The following is a 14814-nucleotide window of genomic DNA, read 5'->3' as shown; positions in this document are numbered from 1 at the left end:
GGCCCGTAACTAGGTCTCCGCGCCTCTAGTTAGGGCATGCGTGGACACTCGTTTCATAGCGGCTTCTTAGATGGTGCCCAATGAACGCAGTCGGGTCGTTAGCCGACGGTCGGCTCCCAGCAGTACGGGCGCTCGGTGCAGATCGTTGGAGTTTCCGCACTGCCATTTCGATGCCTCACGCACCCTCGCGATGGTTGGAGACGCAGCCTCTGCCGCAGCAGAGTCCCGCTGCTAATCGCCTTGAAGATCGGAAGCCTTTTTGATCGGAACGTCTTGGCTGGAGCGCGTCTATTCAGGGACTCGACGACTCTTCGCCAGCTGTTAAGAGGAAGGCCGGGTTTTAGTGTGGAGGGGAATCATATTTCACTCGGATTCCTTGGAAGAACAGTACGCGCGCGACGGTTTCGTCGTGGCCCGGCTGATGGATCGCGAAGTGGCCCGCGAAATCGCTCGTCGGGCCCGTCATTCGCTGCCGTCGCGCATCCCCCGGCATGAGAACGTAACCTACATCTATACTGACGAACCTGAGTTAGCCTGGATCGAGGAGCTGGCCGGCCCGGTCTTCGATCAGGGCATGATGCCGTTGCTCGACGGCATGAAGCGACTGCACCCCTCGGTGATCGTCAAGCCTGCGGGCGAGCGCGCCGTACCGCCGCATGTCCATCCGATCTTCACGCTCGACCAGTCGGTCTCGACCGTCTTCTGCTGGTGCGCGCTGGAAGACATGCGTGAGGAAAACGGCGTGATGCAGGTCCTCCCGGGGAGCCACAAGCTTTTCCCGATCATGCCGATGTACGGACAGGAACCTTATTTCCTGCGCGCGTGGGACTCGATCGCGGAGAGGATGGAGTCGGTGTACCTCGAAGCGGGCGAGGCCATGCTGTTCGACGAAAGCCTGATCCACGCATCCTACCCCAACAAGACCGGCGACCATCGCATCGCGCTGGCCACGCATTGCATTCCCGAAGCATTGGAGCCGATCGCGTTGTTCCCGGCGGCAAACGGACAATACGTGGTCTACGAAACCGGCAAGGATTTCGGTTACCAGTATCACATCCGGCCGGACATGATCGATCCGCCCGGGCACTGGCGCAAGCTGGGCTATGTCGACGACGTCCACGAACTCGTCGATCCCGATGAATTCTGGCGCCGCCTCGACGCCGGGCGACACATCGATACGACGTTTCCGCTGGTCCCTGGCAGGAGCGAGGCACGTTCGGCCCCGCGCGCTTCCCGGCAGCCCGGTCGCTGGCGCGGGCGCGTGCGGCGGCTCGTCGATCGGGTCCTCAACAATGCATAGCGTACGTGCCCCACGCCGGGCCTTTCTTGGCGACGACCTGCAGGCGCGCCTCGATCGCGACGGGTATGTCGTCGTCGATGCGCTGGGCGAGGCGGCGGCGCGCGAACTGCGCGCGCAGGTGATCCGGTCGATGGATGGTGCCACGCCCGTGAACGACCCGCAGGGCGCGCTTTATGGCACACTGTTCGACCCGCCGCACCGTGCGAACGGCGCCGGGATCGCGGATCGCACGCTCGCCCCGCTCGTCGCGGACCTGCTCGACCGCTTCCGCTACGAAGGAGGCTATGTCGTCGCCAAGCCCGCCGGCGCGGGGCGCCTCGACATCCACCAGCACCAGCCGGTGACGCGCGATATTTTCGAGCCCGCGGTGCATTGCTGGCTCACGCTCGACGATACCGGTCGGAACCGGGGCGGGTTACGCGTCGTTCCCGGCAGCCACGCGATAACCCGGCATGTCCAGAGTTTCGATACCGCGCCCTATTTCGCCGGTTTCGCCGAAGCGCTTGAAAGCCGACACGCGGTCACGCTCGAACTTCGTGCCGGGCAGGCGATCATCTTCGAGCGGTCGCTGCTGCACGGGTCGGAGCCCAATGCGAGCGACGATCCGCTGTTGCGCATCCTCGGGACGGCGATTCCGGAAGAAAGCCGGCTGTGCATCCTCGCCGAGACAGCCCCCGGTCGCTTCGAAGCGCTCGAAGTCGGAACCGGCGAAATCGACCCCGAGCTCTATTGCATCGCCCGGGAAAATCGAGCGGCTTTGCAGAGCGCCGGCTTCGTCGAGAACCGGAATCTCGCGCTCGACGAAACCGAGTTCATCGCGCTTTTGGCGGCGGGGGAAAGGATCGCCCCGGGCCACGATCCCATCGACCGTATTCGAGTAGCGCACCGGTGAACGGGTATTTCCGCGACCCCGGATTCGACGCGGCGTTCGCCCGCGACGGCTTCGTCGTTGTCGACCTGCTGGGCGAAGAGGCGGTCGAGGCCCTCTCCCGCGAAGCGCGGCGGCTATTGCCGACCGAGCGAAGCTTCAACGATCCGCAAGGGGCGGCCTACACCTCGTATTTCGATCTCGAATACCGCGCGGAGGCGTCAGCGCTGATCCGCTCTTTCGTCGAGCCCGCATTGACCGAAGTGCTGGTCGGGTTCGAGCCGCTCTTCGCGACGTTCTTCTGGAAGCCCGGCAAAGGACCGGAAACGCCGATCCACCAGCATTCGCCCTACGTTTCGGATCTGCGCGGAGCGACGATCAATTGCTGGTGCCCGCTGGTCGACTGTACGCGCGATTCGGGCGCCCTGACGATCGTGCCGCGGAGCCAGCGGCTGACCCGGCATATCCAGGTCCCGATGCGCCCTGCATACTGGCAGTCCTTCACCGCGAGCTTGCAGCAGCAATATCTCGAAGCGATCGAGGTTCGCGCCGGCCAGGCCGTCCTGTTCGACGACACGATGCCGCACGGTGCGGCGAGGAATGCGCGCGAGCAGGATCGGCTCGTAACCCTGACCACGATGGTGCCGGAGGGGGCTACCCCGTCCTACGTCGTCGGCGACGAGGGAGGGGAGGTGGCGGTGGCCTACGCCGCCGAGGACGAATACGCCTATTCGGACATGTTCAACGGACGACTTCCCGCACCGTGCGAGCGGCGCCCATTAGCGCGGGTCGACGAAAGCTGCGAACCGATCGATGCGGCCGAGTGGCGCCACCGGCTGCGGATGCGGGGAGTCCATCCTCGAGGCAGCTGGCAGCGCCGGATCTCGAGACTGAAGAAATTGCTGGCGAGGGAAGAGAAATGGTGATGTTTCGAGATGCGGCCACGCAGGCCGAGTTCGACAGAACCGGCTTCGTGGTGCGCAGGATCCTCGGTGAAGACGAGGTCGTAGAAGTACGCGAGCGGCTCGAAAACGTTGCGGCCGGTCGCAGCTTTGAACGGAACGATTGCGAGGACAGCTACTACAATTCCATGTTCGAGCGGGAGCCCGTCTTCCAGGCCCGGTTTCGCGATGCCATGGCCGAGGCGTTTCATCCACGCCTCGATGCGATGCTTGACGACACCCGCTATTTCGAGACCTCGCTGCTGTACAAGCCTCCCCGATCGCGCGCCCTCAACGTCCACCAGCACGTTCCGCTGACCGAAAGGCCGTTCGAACCGGCGGTGTTCTGCTGGTGTGCGCTCGAGGATTGCGACGAGAGTTCCGGAACCCTGCTGGTGGTCCCCGGCTCGCACCTGCTCCTGCGGTTCATCCGCACCCTCCAAACGGACGAGTTCTTCCTCGACTATCGTGACGAGCTCACGCGCCGTCACGCGATTCCGATCCCGCTCCGCGCGGGTGAGGCGATCATGTTCGAGAATTCGCTGCTCCATGGCTCGACGCCCAATACCAGCGAGCGGGCCCGCCCGATCGTCCTGACCATCGTGATGCACGAGGGCGCGCGGCACATGCTCTACCATCACGACGAAACCGGCGAGGCGGTGATGATCGACAACGACTTCGACGAAATCCAGTGCCAGACCATGTTCCCCGGCGGCACCGACGTGATCGAAGGCCGTGAAATCGGACGCCTGCCATCCTGGTCAGACAAGCCCACGCTCGAGGAATTCGAGGCGCTGCTCGAACGCGGGCAGCGGGCCAGCGAAACCTTCGACCCGCTCGCCCAATTGCGGGCGGAACGCGGCGCGACGTGGCGCGGTCGCCTCTCGCGCGCCTTTGCGGGACTTGGCGCCTGATGGCCGCCATATTGCGCGATCCGACATTGCAGGAGGCCCTCGACCGCGACGGCTATGTGGCGGTGCCGCTGCTCGAACCGCGCGAAGTCTCCGGATTACTGACGGCGCTGGCCGGGCTTGCCCCGGCCGACGAGTGGACTCCCGACGGCTCCGGCCCGGCAATGAACAGCTATCATTGCAGTTTCCTCGATACGGGGAAGGCCTACAAGCGTGCAGCTTTCGAACTGCTCTCGAAGGCATTCGCCGAGGCCATCGCGCGCCACCTGGCCGATTTCCGCCCGCTCTCCGCCAATTTCTACGTGAAGCCGACCGGCCAAGGGCGCATCCCGGTTCACCAGAACTGGCCGGTGCTCGATTCGCTCGACGCGACCTCGGTGACAATGTGGTGCCCCCTGGTCGATGTCGATGCGACCAACGGAACGCTCCATGTCGTGCCGGGGAGCCACAAGCTCGTGCCGCACATCGAGGGGCCCGGATCGCTCTCGTTCTTTTCGGCCTATCGCGACGATCTCGACGACCAGTTAGTCCCGCTCGCCGCATCGGCAGGTCACGGCTTCATCTTCGACGACAGCCTGGTCCACGGTTCTCCGGAGAACCATGGCCCCGATCCTCGCATCGCCGTCCAGATCACCTGCGTCCCCGCCGCTGCCGAGCCGGTCTTCTATTTCAATTCGGGCGACGAAGAGTTCGAGCTGGTCGATGCCGACAGCGAATTCTACCTCCAGAACGACGTCACCGACCTGGTCAGCCGCCAGGCCGACTGGCGGGTCCGGGGACGGGTGGCGAGCCGCAATCGACAGATCGACAAGCGTGAATTCGTCGGCCTGGTGAAAAGGAAGCGTTCGGGAGGCGAACCTGGCTCGCTTCGATCATCGCTCCTGCGCGGCCTTGCTTCGTTGCTGCCCCTCAGGTCCAGCTGACTTCGACCACCGCGAGCTGGCCGAGTTCGACCTGGTAATTGCTCGCGATCGAGGGCGGGCTTTCCACGACGATACAACTCGCCGCGCCCGCGAAGCCAGCCAGCGCCACCGGAGTCCCGGACCTGCGGTCGATGATGTTGAGCCGTATCGCATAGGTGCCGGGTGCGAGCGGAAGGCGGTCGACCCGGCAGCGGAGCGTCCCCGATCCCGCGGCAAGCTCGCGTCCGCGCATGTCCTGTGCGGTGGTGACGCATTGGAGCTGGTCGGCGGTCCATATCTCGAAGCCCCAGCAGACATCGTCGACATGGTGATCGAGGGTGTAATCCACCTCCAGGACGGCTGCCTTTCCTGTCACCGCCTTACCGGCCTCGTCACCGAAGCGAACGAGGCGAAGCGATGTCGCCTCCGCCTCGACGGGCCGGTCACAATGGCGATTGCGCTCGACGAGTGCGCGGACCGCATCGGTCGCGCTTCCCGCGAAGGCAGGCTTGCCGGAGACGAGCATGATCGCCTGCGAGCAAAGCATCTGGACCTGGACGAGGTTGTGCGACGCGAGCAGGATCGACCCGCCGCGTGCGAGGAAGTCGTCGATGAAGCGGACGCACTTGCGCTGGAAGGCCGGGTCCCCGACCGAGAGCGCTTCATCGATGAGCAACACGTCGGGCTGCGTCATCGCCGCTGCAGCGAACGACAGCCGCGCGATCATGCCGCTGCTATAGGATTCCAACGGCGCATCGATCGCCTCGGCCAGGTCCGCGAACACGAACACACGGTTCGCATAGGCCAGCGCCTCGTCGTCGCGGAGCCCCTTCAACAGCGCGCCCAGCTCGATGTTCTCCCGGCCCGTGAGCAGGGGGTTGAGCCCTTCGCCCAGTTCGATCACCGCTCCCACCGTGCCATGGCGTGCAATTTCGCCCCGGCTCGTTTGGAGGGTGCCGGCCAGGGCCTTGAGCAGCGTGCTCTTGCCCGCACCGTTCTCGCCGATGACGGCGATGGCCTCGCCCGCACGAAGTTCGAGGTCGATCCCGTCGAGCGCGTAGAATTCCCCGGGACGCAGCCGTGGCGCAGCGGCGCGACTGCCGCCGAACGACTTCAGGCTGTCCACCAGCGCGTACCAGGCGGCGCGCGATCGGTTCGCGCACCGCACCACGGCGAGGTCGGTGGCGCGCAAGCGCAGCGCGGTCATCTCAGCGCGCTCAAGAATCGGCGTTGGCCCGACTTCAGCCAAGATAACGCCAACACCAGCATGGCCGCGACGACCACCACGCAGCCGACGAGGAATACGACACTGACCGGCAGGCCGGTTGCGCTCGCCCGTGCCGCTTCGATCACCGGGGCCAGGGGATTGACCCAGTCGGGGATGAAGGCGGGTTGGCGATAGAATACCGGGCTGGTGAACATGGCCACCGCCAGCAACACCGCCAATAACCTGCCGATGTCGTCGATGAGCATGCCGGGCAAGGCGGCGAAGATGCCGATTGCGAGGCCGCCGGTGGCCAGGACGATGAGGAAGGCGGGGAGGGCTGCCGCGCTGAGCGAAGGAGACACGCCGAGGAGCGGGACGACCAGCAGGAGAAACAGGCAGCGGAAAAGGATTGCGAAGGCGAGGTCGAACAGTCCGACCAGGAGTGCGAGTTCGACCGTCATATGTCCCCCCGCAAGCTCGGTCTGAAAGGAGGCCAGGTGTCGCTGGGGCATGAGCACCGCATCGGCGAAGACCTGCCAGAAGGTCACCCCGGTCAGCACGAACACCGCAGGAGGAAGTCCGCCGAGGCCGGACTGGCCGATCAGGCGGGTCGACTGGAGGCCCAGACCGATACCCAGCGCGGCCAGCAAGGGGACGATCACCCAGATGAGCCCCAGCCAATTGCGTCGCCGCCGGGTCTTGAGGTGGAACAGGTAGACTTTCCACCCGACCCGGAATGCCTCCGTCCAGGCTTTCGCCACCTGTGCTCCTACAGCCGCGAATCCCATCAGCGCTCCTGACGAAGTCGACGCTAGAACGACGTCACCCAATCCGATCCCGAGGGACTAGGCCAAGCGCGATTCGAAGTCACCGCGCAACGGCCGCTCGTCTCAACCTGGTGCACCGCGCCCGGTCCACCGGCCTGCCAGTCTTGCCGCGCGTCGCACGATCCGGGAAAACCGGCTTCGCGGCGACCGGATGGCATCGAGCGGATCATGGTCGAGCGTCGCCGCCTCGTTCCCCGCCAGCAAGCGCACGAATTCTTCCTCGGAGATCGCTCGGTTGCGGTTGGCGATTCGTGACACGGGGCGCCAGGATTCCGGCCATTCCCCGGCCTCGAGAAACTCGGCCATGCCGTCCCTGCCACCGGTGTCGATCACGGCAAAGGCGTCATCGCCGTCGGGAAGCAGCGCCGCGGCCCCCATATCGACGCCGACAAAGTTCGCGAGCGCGGCGACCCGCATCTGTCGACCGGGATTCGCTCCGGTCCCGTGCAGTATGCTGTCCTCGAACAGCACGGCCTCTCCCGGCGACAATTCGAGGTCGCGGGCATGGCGCCGTTCGACCTGCTCCGAAAACCCGTCGAAATAGTCGCCCGACCGGGAATGGCGAATATAGGGCAGGATGCGCTGGCTTCGCGGTACGAGCCTGAAGCGAGCCGCGCTTCCGTGACTGTCGGACAGCAGGACCCAGCAGGCTATCCGGCGCGCGAACGGATCGATGGTGGTCGGCCAGTGCTGGTGGATCGGCGTTGCTCCCGCCCCTCCGGGCTTGATGGCGACGCTCGCATAATGGCACCGGGCATGGGCGAAGAGCGGAGCAAGAGACGGTACGATGGCGTCGCGCACCAGCCTCGCCGAGCGCAGGGCGAGTTCGCGATCGTCGTCGATGAGGCCGAGATACCAGTTCGACTGCGGCTGGTTCGCCTCCACACCGTGGGGATACAGCCGGGCAACCCTGCCGGCGATTGCGATCGCTGCATCGCTCGGGAGAATCCGCAACTTGACGAACCCTTCTTCGGAAAAGCGCCGTGCGAGCGCCGGGTCGCGGAACGACGGAGTGCGGTCGGTGGCGGCATCGTCCGGAGTTCCAGCCAGGTTTGCCGGTTCAGGCATCGCTCCACTCCCGACGCCTCTCGAAGATGGCCGCACGACCTCGGGTCACGTCGCAAGGCCTCGCAACGGTCGTGCGCGGCGGGCGGCGCGGACCGACCTGACCAGCCGCATCATCGGACGCTCGACGAGGTGGAACGTGGCGAGCCCGCTCGCCAATCCCCCCGCCACCACCACCGCAAAGTACGCCGCGGGCGCGATCGGCACCGCGGCGCCAACCCGATCGAGGAGGATGATCGGGAAGAAATGGACGAGGTAGATCGAATAGCTCGCATCGCCGACCAGCTTGACGGGCTTCCACAAGGGCAGTCCGCCGCGGGCGCGATCGAGGGCGACGCAAGCGATGAAGAGCGCAAGGACGAAGGGCAGGTATTGCATCCGTTGGGGCGTGAACGGTGCGTCGAGGAAATACTGCTCGGTCACCGCCATGAGGGGAAGCCAGGCAAGCATCAGCCCGAGGAAGACCAGCCCGTAATTCCACCGACGCTGCCATGCGAGACCGACCCACAAACCGAATACGAACTCGAATATCATCGGCGAGGTCCAGAAGCGGAATGGTTCGCCCCCCTCCAGCAGGATCCCCAGTGCCACCAGCACGCCGAAACCGACGGATACCATCGGAACGAGGTAGCGCCGGCGTAGAAACAGCGCGACGGCGAACAGCGCGTAAAACATCATTTCGTAATTGAGCGTCCACCCCTGAGGAATCAGGGGGTTGAGATCGGGTTCGAACGGGCTGCTTCCGGGGATGAACAGCAGCGAGCGCACGAGAAATGCCCAATCGGCGCCGGCCATCCGTGTCGCGATCGTTCCCGGATCGAGGATCGGGAACAGGATGCCCGAATAGATCAGCACGAACGCGGCAAGGGTGAGCGTCCAGTAGAGCGGAACGATCCGCGCCAGCCGATCGCCGAAAAAGTCGAGCGGCCTCGTCTCGTCCGAAGAGATGACGACCACCAGGAACCCGCTCATCAGGAAGAACAGGTCCATTGCCAGCCCGAGAAGCGAGATCGGCAACTGCGGGAGGCCCGGCAGGCCGTGGGCAACGAGCACCGCGATTGCCGCGAGGGCCCGCAGGTACTGGATGCTGAGCAGGGTGCGGTCGATCCGTTGCCATACGACAGTGCCGACCCCTTCGACGCTCATCGCGCGCCCGTCCTCGAAACGGCCTGCGTATCGGCCAGCGAACGAAGCGTCGCGGCCAGCTCGGCGGCGGGATCGGGCGGAACGCTATCGCGGATCGCCGCGGCCGCGGCCTCGCCGATCCCGCGCCACCGGTCGCGGACCGTCCAAGCCCGTTCCATCGCGGCATCGAGTCCAGCTTCGTCGAAGCCCTGCATCAGGAAGGCGGTTCGGCCGTCCTCGACGACTTCCGCACTCCCGCCGGCGGTGCTCACGATCGCGACCCGCCCTGCCATCATCGCTTCGACCAGCACCAGCGGAAGGCCTTCGGCCCGGGACGGCAGGACCAGCGCATGGTGCGACGCCCAGATTTCGCGCACGTCTGCGACATGCCCCCGGAAATGTGCCTTGTCGCAACCGAGATGCCCCGCCATTCCTTGGAGGCCGTCCCGGCATGGTCCCGCGCCGAAGAAACTGACCTCGACATCGCGCTCGCGCCACTTCGGATCTGCGAGGACGCGCAACAGGATGTCCTGGCCCTTTTCCATCGGGAAGAGCCGTCCGACGCATGCCAGCCGTGTCGTGCCCGTCTCGCCGGGCCAAGGCAGCGGTGCCTCCCGGTCGACGAGGTAGGGATTGCGCACGACCGAAGCCGATGCGAGCGCAGCGCCAACCTGCTGCTCGAGCAATCGGCGGTTGTGCTCGGACACGAAAAAGACGTGGCTGGCTCCCTCAATGAAGTCGCACACCGTGGGGCGCAGGTGATCGGGCGGCCAGTAGTGATCGGATGCCTTCTGGCAAATGAGCGCATAGGGGATCGAAAACCGCTTCAGCACGAAGTGCATGTAGAAGCCGTCCCAACTGCCCCCTTGCGACAGCACAATGAGGCCGGGGCGAAAACGCCACAGGAACAGGGTGAGCCTGAGCAGCTGCCAGCCGATCAATGCCGGACGTGCGAACCAGGCGGCGAGGTCGCGGATCCGGTCGGGGAGGGGCCAGATGCGCGCAAGATCGACAAGCTTCACGCCCGCCTCGCGCAGCGCCTTTATCGCGGGCGCGCTCGGGTCGATCCGCGGCTTGGCGACCCGGACGGTTATGCCTTTGCCCACTAGGGCGAGGGCGGCACGCGCCCATAATTCCTCGCTGCCACCCCACGGCGTCTCGTTGCAGCTGACGAAGGCAATCCGCCTCGGCGACCGGGACGCCATCGGTTTTAGTCCTCCCAATTGACCGGCTGTATTCCCGGCGTTCCCCACCAAATCCGTTTGATTGTCTGTGCTTGTTGGCGCATTCGCCCACAACGGGAAAGTCGAAATCGTCCGTTACTCGAAATTCTGGAGGGTGCGCGAGTTGACGCAGGCAATCGGGAACGATGAGGAGGCGGGTTGGGGTAGTAGATCTCGAAATAGATCGTGGATCAGGGCGTCGGACTGGTGGGAGTACAAGCTGCTGCCGCCACTCGCGGTCGCCTATGCCACCAGCCTCTATCTTGACCGGACCCTCTACGATGTCCTTGCCCCGATCGCGCTCGTGCTGGTGTCGCTGATCCCCGGCGCGATCTATGTCAGCGTCCTCAACGACCTGACCGACCGGGGCGACGACCACCGTGCCGGCAAGCCGAACCCGCAGATCGGAAGCGGGAAGATCCTGCCGCTCGCCATCCTCGCGACCTGCGCCGCAGGCGGGGTCCTCTTCGGCTACATCTGGCGCGACAACCCCTTCATGATCGCGGTCTACGCGACGGGCTGGCTGGCCTTCTCGCTCTATTCGCTGCCCCCGATCCGGCTCAAGACCCGCGGGGCTGCGGGAGCTCTGTGCGATGCGATCGGCGCCAATACCGTCCCGGCGGTACTGGCTGCGCTCGCCTTCTTCGCGACGGCGCCCGTTGCCGAACAGACCGCGTGGCTCGCCGGGGTAGCCATCTGGTCGACCTGCTTCGGTCTGCGCGGAATCCTGTGGCATCAGATCGTCGATGTCGAGTTCGACCGGCTCGCCGGCGCGAACACGCTGGTCGCGCGCATCGGCGTCGAGGCGGCTGCCCGCTGGGCCCGTCGGGTCATCTTCCCGCTCGAACTGATGGCAATCGGCTCGTTGGCGCTGTTGGCAGGACCGATCGCCTTGGCGGCGGGTGTCGTCGCGTTGGCGCTCTACGGCTGGCTGGTGTGGGAGCGGAACGACCGCTTCCTGATGGTGGTCAGGATCGTCGGGCACCATCCGCGCGGCACCTTGTTTCTGCACGAGTTCTACGACGTATTCCTACCGCTCGCGCTGCTCGTGACGTGCATCGCGATCGATCCCAGGAATCTGGCCGTGCTCGTCTTTCACCTGCTGCTGTTTCCGCAGCGTTGGCGGCAGGTCCTGGACGACGTGACGCGGCTGCGCGACCCGCAATACGAGAGCAGCCGCAGACGCCGTTAGCTCTGCGCCAGCAGTTCGAACCCCTGGATCACTTCGCCCGGTTGCGTATGCGGGCTCCACGGCCGGCCGGTTTCGACTTCGTATTGCGCCCAGTGCCGGTAGGTCGGCTCGAATTCGGGCATTCGCAGATAGACCAGCTGGAAGCCCAGCTCCGAGACCAGATCGAGCACGCTCGGGAGGTCGGGGACGACGAGCTTGTAGATATCGGTCAGCCGTTTCAGATCGGTGTTCTGGGCCTCGGTCCGCTCCGGCCGGGCGCGGTGGTCGACGGCATAGAAATCCTTGATGTAGATCTTGCCGCCGGGCTTGAGCAGGTCTCGGGCCCCGGCAAGCACATCGCGATAGGATTCGGCGTGGCAAAGCGATTCGAGCAGCAGCACCCGGTCGAATTGTCGCCCCGGGTACAATGTCGCCAGCTGGTGAAAATCGCCTTGCCTCACGGCAACTGAACCCTTGAGCTCGGCCTTGGCGATCCGCGTGCGAGCTTCGTCGACTTGAGCCGGCGCAAGCGTGACACCCTCGATGCGGAGATCCAGATGGGAGGCGAATGCAAGCGCGGGACCGCCTACGCCGCACCCGGCATCGAGGACATCCTGTCCGTCGGCGAGCTGCGCGGCTTCGATCGTGTAGCTGACCAGCTGTTCGTCTGAATCAGGCCTGCTGCCCTGGAAGAATTCTCCGAAACCCCGGAGGTAGGCCGGGGTGTTGTGCTGGTAATAGGATTCGACATCGCGGGTCGAATGGCCGCTGGCCCGGACGCGCGCATCGCGGATGGGCGATCGTCCTCCGCCCGGAGGGACGGACCTTACGGAGACCATCTGGGCGAGCCGAGCCATGGACCTGGTGATCAATCCCCGCAATTCCGGTGTCTCCTGTGAATTGAACTGTCGCGACTGTGAATAGTCCCGTTTGACGCATGTGAAAGCGAGCCGCAACCAAGCGGTTGGCGCAATGCGAGGCATCCTCCTGCCTAACTTGCAATAACAGCCTTCTGGATATTATATCGATCTTCGGGCTGGTTGATTGAGGGTCATCGCGTCTTGCGTGTGGGCTCCATCGGCCGGAAGGGAAGTGGGGCTTCGCGATCGATGATCTTGGTCACAGGTTCCAGCGGATTGATCGGCCGTTCGATTGTGAAGCGCTTGGTCCGGTCTTCCATCCCGGTTCGCACATTCGATTTTCACGATAACCCTGCGGAGGACAGCCGGAGTTCGGCTGCCCTCGAACGCGCCATGCAAGGCGTGACGGGTATCATTCACCTCGCTGCGATTTCCCGGGTCGTGTGGGCGGAACAGAATCCCGTTCTGTGCCAAGCGGTCAACGTCAACCCACTGCGCGAAATCATCGATATTGCGCTGCGGATGGAGGTACGGCCGTGGCTCATCTTCGCCAGCAGCCGAGAGGTTTACGGCGAATCTCCGAGCCTGCCCGTGAGCGAGGATGCGCCGCTCAGCCCGCTCAATGTCTATGCCCGCAGCAAGGTCGCGGGGGAGCAACTCGTGCACCATGCGAGTGCCGCGGGCCTGCGCGCCAGCCTGGTCAGGTTTTCGAATGTCTATGGATGTATTCACGACCATTCCGACCGGGTTGTCCCCGCCTTCGCGCGCACCGCTGCCGAGGGAGGCGTCCTGCGGCTCGAAGGAGCCGACAACCTGTTCGACTTCACCCATATCGATGATGCGACCGACGGTCTCTACCGGTCGGTGATGGCGACCATGGCCGGCGAGGCGCTGCCCCCGATCCATTTCCTCACCGGAAGCGGCACGACGCTTCGCAGGCTGGCCGAACTTGCGATCGAATGCGCGCGCGCGCCGGTCGAAATCGTCCTCGCGCCGCCGCGGAGCTACGATGTGAGCCGCTTCGTAGGCAACCCCGAGCGCGCGATGGTCCAGCTTGGCTGGCAACCTCGAACCGGGATCGAACGCGGGATGAAGGACCTCGTGGACCGGTTCGCGATGGGCGAACTGGTGGGCGCGTCGGTCCCCTTCATCGATGGGATGACCGGAACGGCAGGCCTCGGTTCCGGGGTGAGGTAGGGCGTCGTCGATCAGGGCGAGGCGTGAAAAAGCCTCGGGAATGCGCGCGATACTATCGGCATGGCACCGAGTGCGAAAAGCAGTTTCTTCAATGCCTGTTTGAAAACGTGAGTTTTGATCTCTCGGACGAATTCTTCGCGAGATGTGCGCACGAGGGCAAAGCTTTCCCGCATCAGCGGTCGGGCGGGAAAGCCGTCAGGCGACCCAAGTTCCTGTTGTGCCTGAAGCGAAGCTGCCCGGAGCCGAAGCTGGGCGATCGAAAACCGCACGGCGTAACGCTGGCTGATTGAATTGCCATGCACACGATAGGAGACGAGCGCTTCTTCGTGGTTTGCCATCCTCGTGAGCGGAGCCATGCGGAGCCAAAGGTCCCAATCTTCGCCGTAACGGATGCCGGGGCGGTACCCTCCGGCGCGCTCATAAACCTCGCGTTTCATCATCACGCTCGAATGGCAAAACGGCACCAGGCGAGACATCAGTCGTCGAATTTCGGGATCATGGGTTGGACGGGTCAGTCTCGCCAGGGGCCGGCTTCGATTGTCTATCATCGTCACTTGTGAACCCATTAGACCAAGTCCGTGATCCGCTTCGAGGCGTTCCATCTGGAGCGCAAAGCGATCTGGCCTGGCCAGGTCGTCTGCGTCGAGGCGCGCAAGGTATGGGGCGGCGCTGTTGGCTATTCCCAACCGGAGGCAGTCGGATAGCCCGGGGTCTGGAAGGAATAGCAGTCTTATCCGTTTGTCCTGCCGGGCAAACCCGGAGAGGATTTCAGCCGTCTCATCGGTGCTGCCATTGTCGACGATGACAAGCTCGAAATCGCCCATGGTCTGCCGAAGAATGCTGCGAACTGCTTCCCCCAGATAATCTGCGCCATTCTTGACGGCCAGAATGGCTGCGATGCGAGGGACAGAAGCCATTTCGGTGACGAGTACTCGGGACAATTTCTAGGCCCGTTCGATGCACGTGATTGCAGGACCGTGCAAGTGCGGAAAACACGCAGAAATCGGGAGGATAATCGCCAAAGCAGCCGGGCATTGTCTAGGCAAATGCTCCCACTGGCGGTTCGCCGCTGATCGGCCAGTGGAGGGCATGCCTCGCCCACGAAAACCGGCCAGCCCATTTCGCAATTTCAACTCGTCGCCCGAGGTGATCCGGCTGGTGGAACAGGTTCCGAGTCATGTTCGCCGGCGACATCCGCAGGCTTTATTTGGGAACGG

The 14814-nt window shown here is 64.4% G+C and carries 14 protein-coding genes; 7 read left to right on the top strand and 7 right to left on the bottom strand.

Going from position 1 to position 14814, the window contains the following annotated elements:
- Window positions 1-376: 376 nt before the first annotated feature.
- Genes IEW49_RS08335 through IEW49_RS08315 form a run of 5 tightly spaced genes read left to right on the top strand, consistent with a single transcriptional unit; the run spans window position 377 to window position 4943 of the window.
- Window positions 377-1300 (top strand): phytanoyl-CoA dioxygenase family protein, encoded by a 924-nt coding sequence (locus IEW49_RS08335; protein WP_188642236.1) that lies wholly within the window; start codon window positions 377-379, stop codon window positions 1298-1300.
- A complete protein-coding gene (locus IEW49_RS08330; protein WP_188642235.1) occupies window positions 1293-2192 on the top strand; it encodes a phytanoyl-CoA dioxygenase family protein in 900 nt (299 codons plus the stop codon). Before IEW49_RS08335 ends, IEW49_RS08330 begins: the two co-directional genes overlap by 8 nt.
- The gene (locus tag IEW49_RS08325; protein WP_188642234.1) at window positions 2189-3094 is read left to right on the top strand and encodes a phytanoyl-CoA dioxygenase family protein; all 906 of its coding nucleotides are present in this window, start codon (window positions 2189-2191) and stop codon (window positions 3092-3094) included. The genes IEW49_RS08330 and IEW49_RS08325 overlap by 4 nt, the downstream gene beginning before the upstream one ends.
- Window positions 3088-4023 (top strand): phytanoyl-CoA dioxygenase family protein, encoded by a 936-nt coding sequence (locus tag IEW49_RS08320; RefSeq protein ID WP_188642233.1) that lies wholly within the window; start codon window positions 3088-3090, stop codon window positions 4021-4023. The genes IEW49_RS08325 and IEW49_RS08320 overlap by 7 nt, the downstream gene beginning before the upstream one ends.
- Entirely contained in the window at window positions 4023-4943 is a 921-nt protein-coding gene (locus IEW49_RS08315; RefSeq protein ID WP_188642232.1) for a phytanoyl-CoA dioxygenase family protein, read from the top strand. Before IEW49_RS08320 ends, IEW49_RS08315 begins: the two co-directional genes overlap by 1 nt.
- Here the strand turns inward: IEW49_RS08315 and IEW49_RS08310 are convergent.
- The 5 genes from IEW49_RS08310 to IEW49_RS08290 form a co-directional block, all read right to left on the bottom strand.
- Window positions 4930-6129 (bottom strand): ABC transporter ATP-binding protein, encoded by a 1200-nt coding sequence (locus tag IEW49_RS08310; RefSeq protein ID WP_188642231.1) that lies wholly within the window; start codon window positions 6127-6129, stop codon window positions 4930-4932. The genes IEW49_RS08315 and IEW49_RS08310 overlap by 14 nt on opposite strands.
- Complete coding sequence (locus IEW49_RS08305) at window positions 6126-6917, bottom strand: ABC transporter permease (protein ID WP_188642230.1); 792 nt, start codon at window positions 6915-6917, stop codon at window positions 6126-6128. Before IEW49_RS08305 ends, IEW49_RS08310 begins: the two co-directional genes overlap by 4 nt.
- A 102-nt stretch (window positions 6918-7019) precedes the next feature.
- Window positions 7020-8024, bottom strand: a complete 1005-nt coding sequence (locus IEW49_RS08300; RefSeq protein WP_188642229.1) for a phytanoyl-CoA dioxygenase family protein — start codon at window positions 8022-8024, stop codon at window positions 7020-7022.
- Between the two features lie 45 nt (window positions 8025-8069).
- Entirely contained in the window at window positions 8070-9167 is a 1098-nt protein-coding gene (locus tag IEW49_RS08295; RefSeq protein WP_188642228.1) for an acyltransferase family protein, read from the bottom strand.
- Entirely contained in the window at window positions 9164-10351 is a 1188-nt protein-coding gene (locus IEW49_RS08290; RefSeq protein WP_188642227.1) for a glycosyltransferase family 4 protein, read from the bottom strand. The genes IEW49_RS08295 and IEW49_RS08290 overlap by 4 nt, the downstream gene beginning before the upstream one ends.
- Before the next feature lie 142 nt (window positions 10352-10493).
- On the opposite strand from IEW49_RS08290, the gene IEW49_RS08285 reads away from it, so the two are divergent.
- Window positions 10494-11561: a UbiA family prenyltransferase gene (locus IEW49_RS08285; protein ID WP_188642226.1), complete on the top strand. Its 1068-nt coding sequence runs from the start codon at window positions 10494-10496 to the stop codon at window positions 11559-11561.
- On the opposite strand, the gene IEW49_RS08280 is transcribed toward IEW49_RS08285, so the two are convergent.
- On the bottom strand, window positions 11558-12397 hold the full coding sequence (locus IEW49_RS08280; protein ID WP_188642225.1) for an SAM-dependent methyltransferase: 840 nt from the start codon (window positions 12395-12397) through the stop codon (window positions 11558-11560). The genes IEW49_RS08285 and IEW49_RS08280 overlap by 4 nt on opposite strands.
- A gap of 252 nt (window positions 12398-12649) precedes the next feature.
- Here IEW49_RS08280 and IEW49_RS08275 point away from each other — a divergent pair, with 252 nt between their 5' ends.
- Window positions 12650-13597, top strand: coding sequence for an NAD-dependent epimerase/dehydratase family protein (locus IEW49_RS08275; protein ID WP_229658137.1), 948 nt, complete (start codon window positions 12650-12652; stop codon window positions 13595-13597).
- Between the two features lie 11 nt (window positions 13598-13608).
- Here IEW49_RS08275 and IEW49_RS08270 read toward each other — a convergent pair whose 3' ends face one another.
- Window positions 13609-14514, bottom strand: coding sequence for a glycosyltransferase family 2 protein (locus IEW49_RS08270; RefSeq protein ID WP_188642223.1), 906 nt, complete (start codon window positions 14512-14514; stop codon window positions 13609-13611).
- Window positions 14515-14814 lie beyond the last annotated feature (300 nt).

Origin of the sequence: Pseudoblastomonas marina (assembly GCF_014641655.1) — a bacterium.
Classification (GTDB): Bacteria; Pseudomonadota; Alphaproteobacteria; order Sphingomonadales; family Sphingomonadaceae; genus Alteriqipengyuania_A; species Alteriqipengyuania_A marina.
The sequence above is the reverse complement of the archived record's forward strand: the minus strand, read 5'-3'. Positions and strand labels throughout refer to the sequence as shown.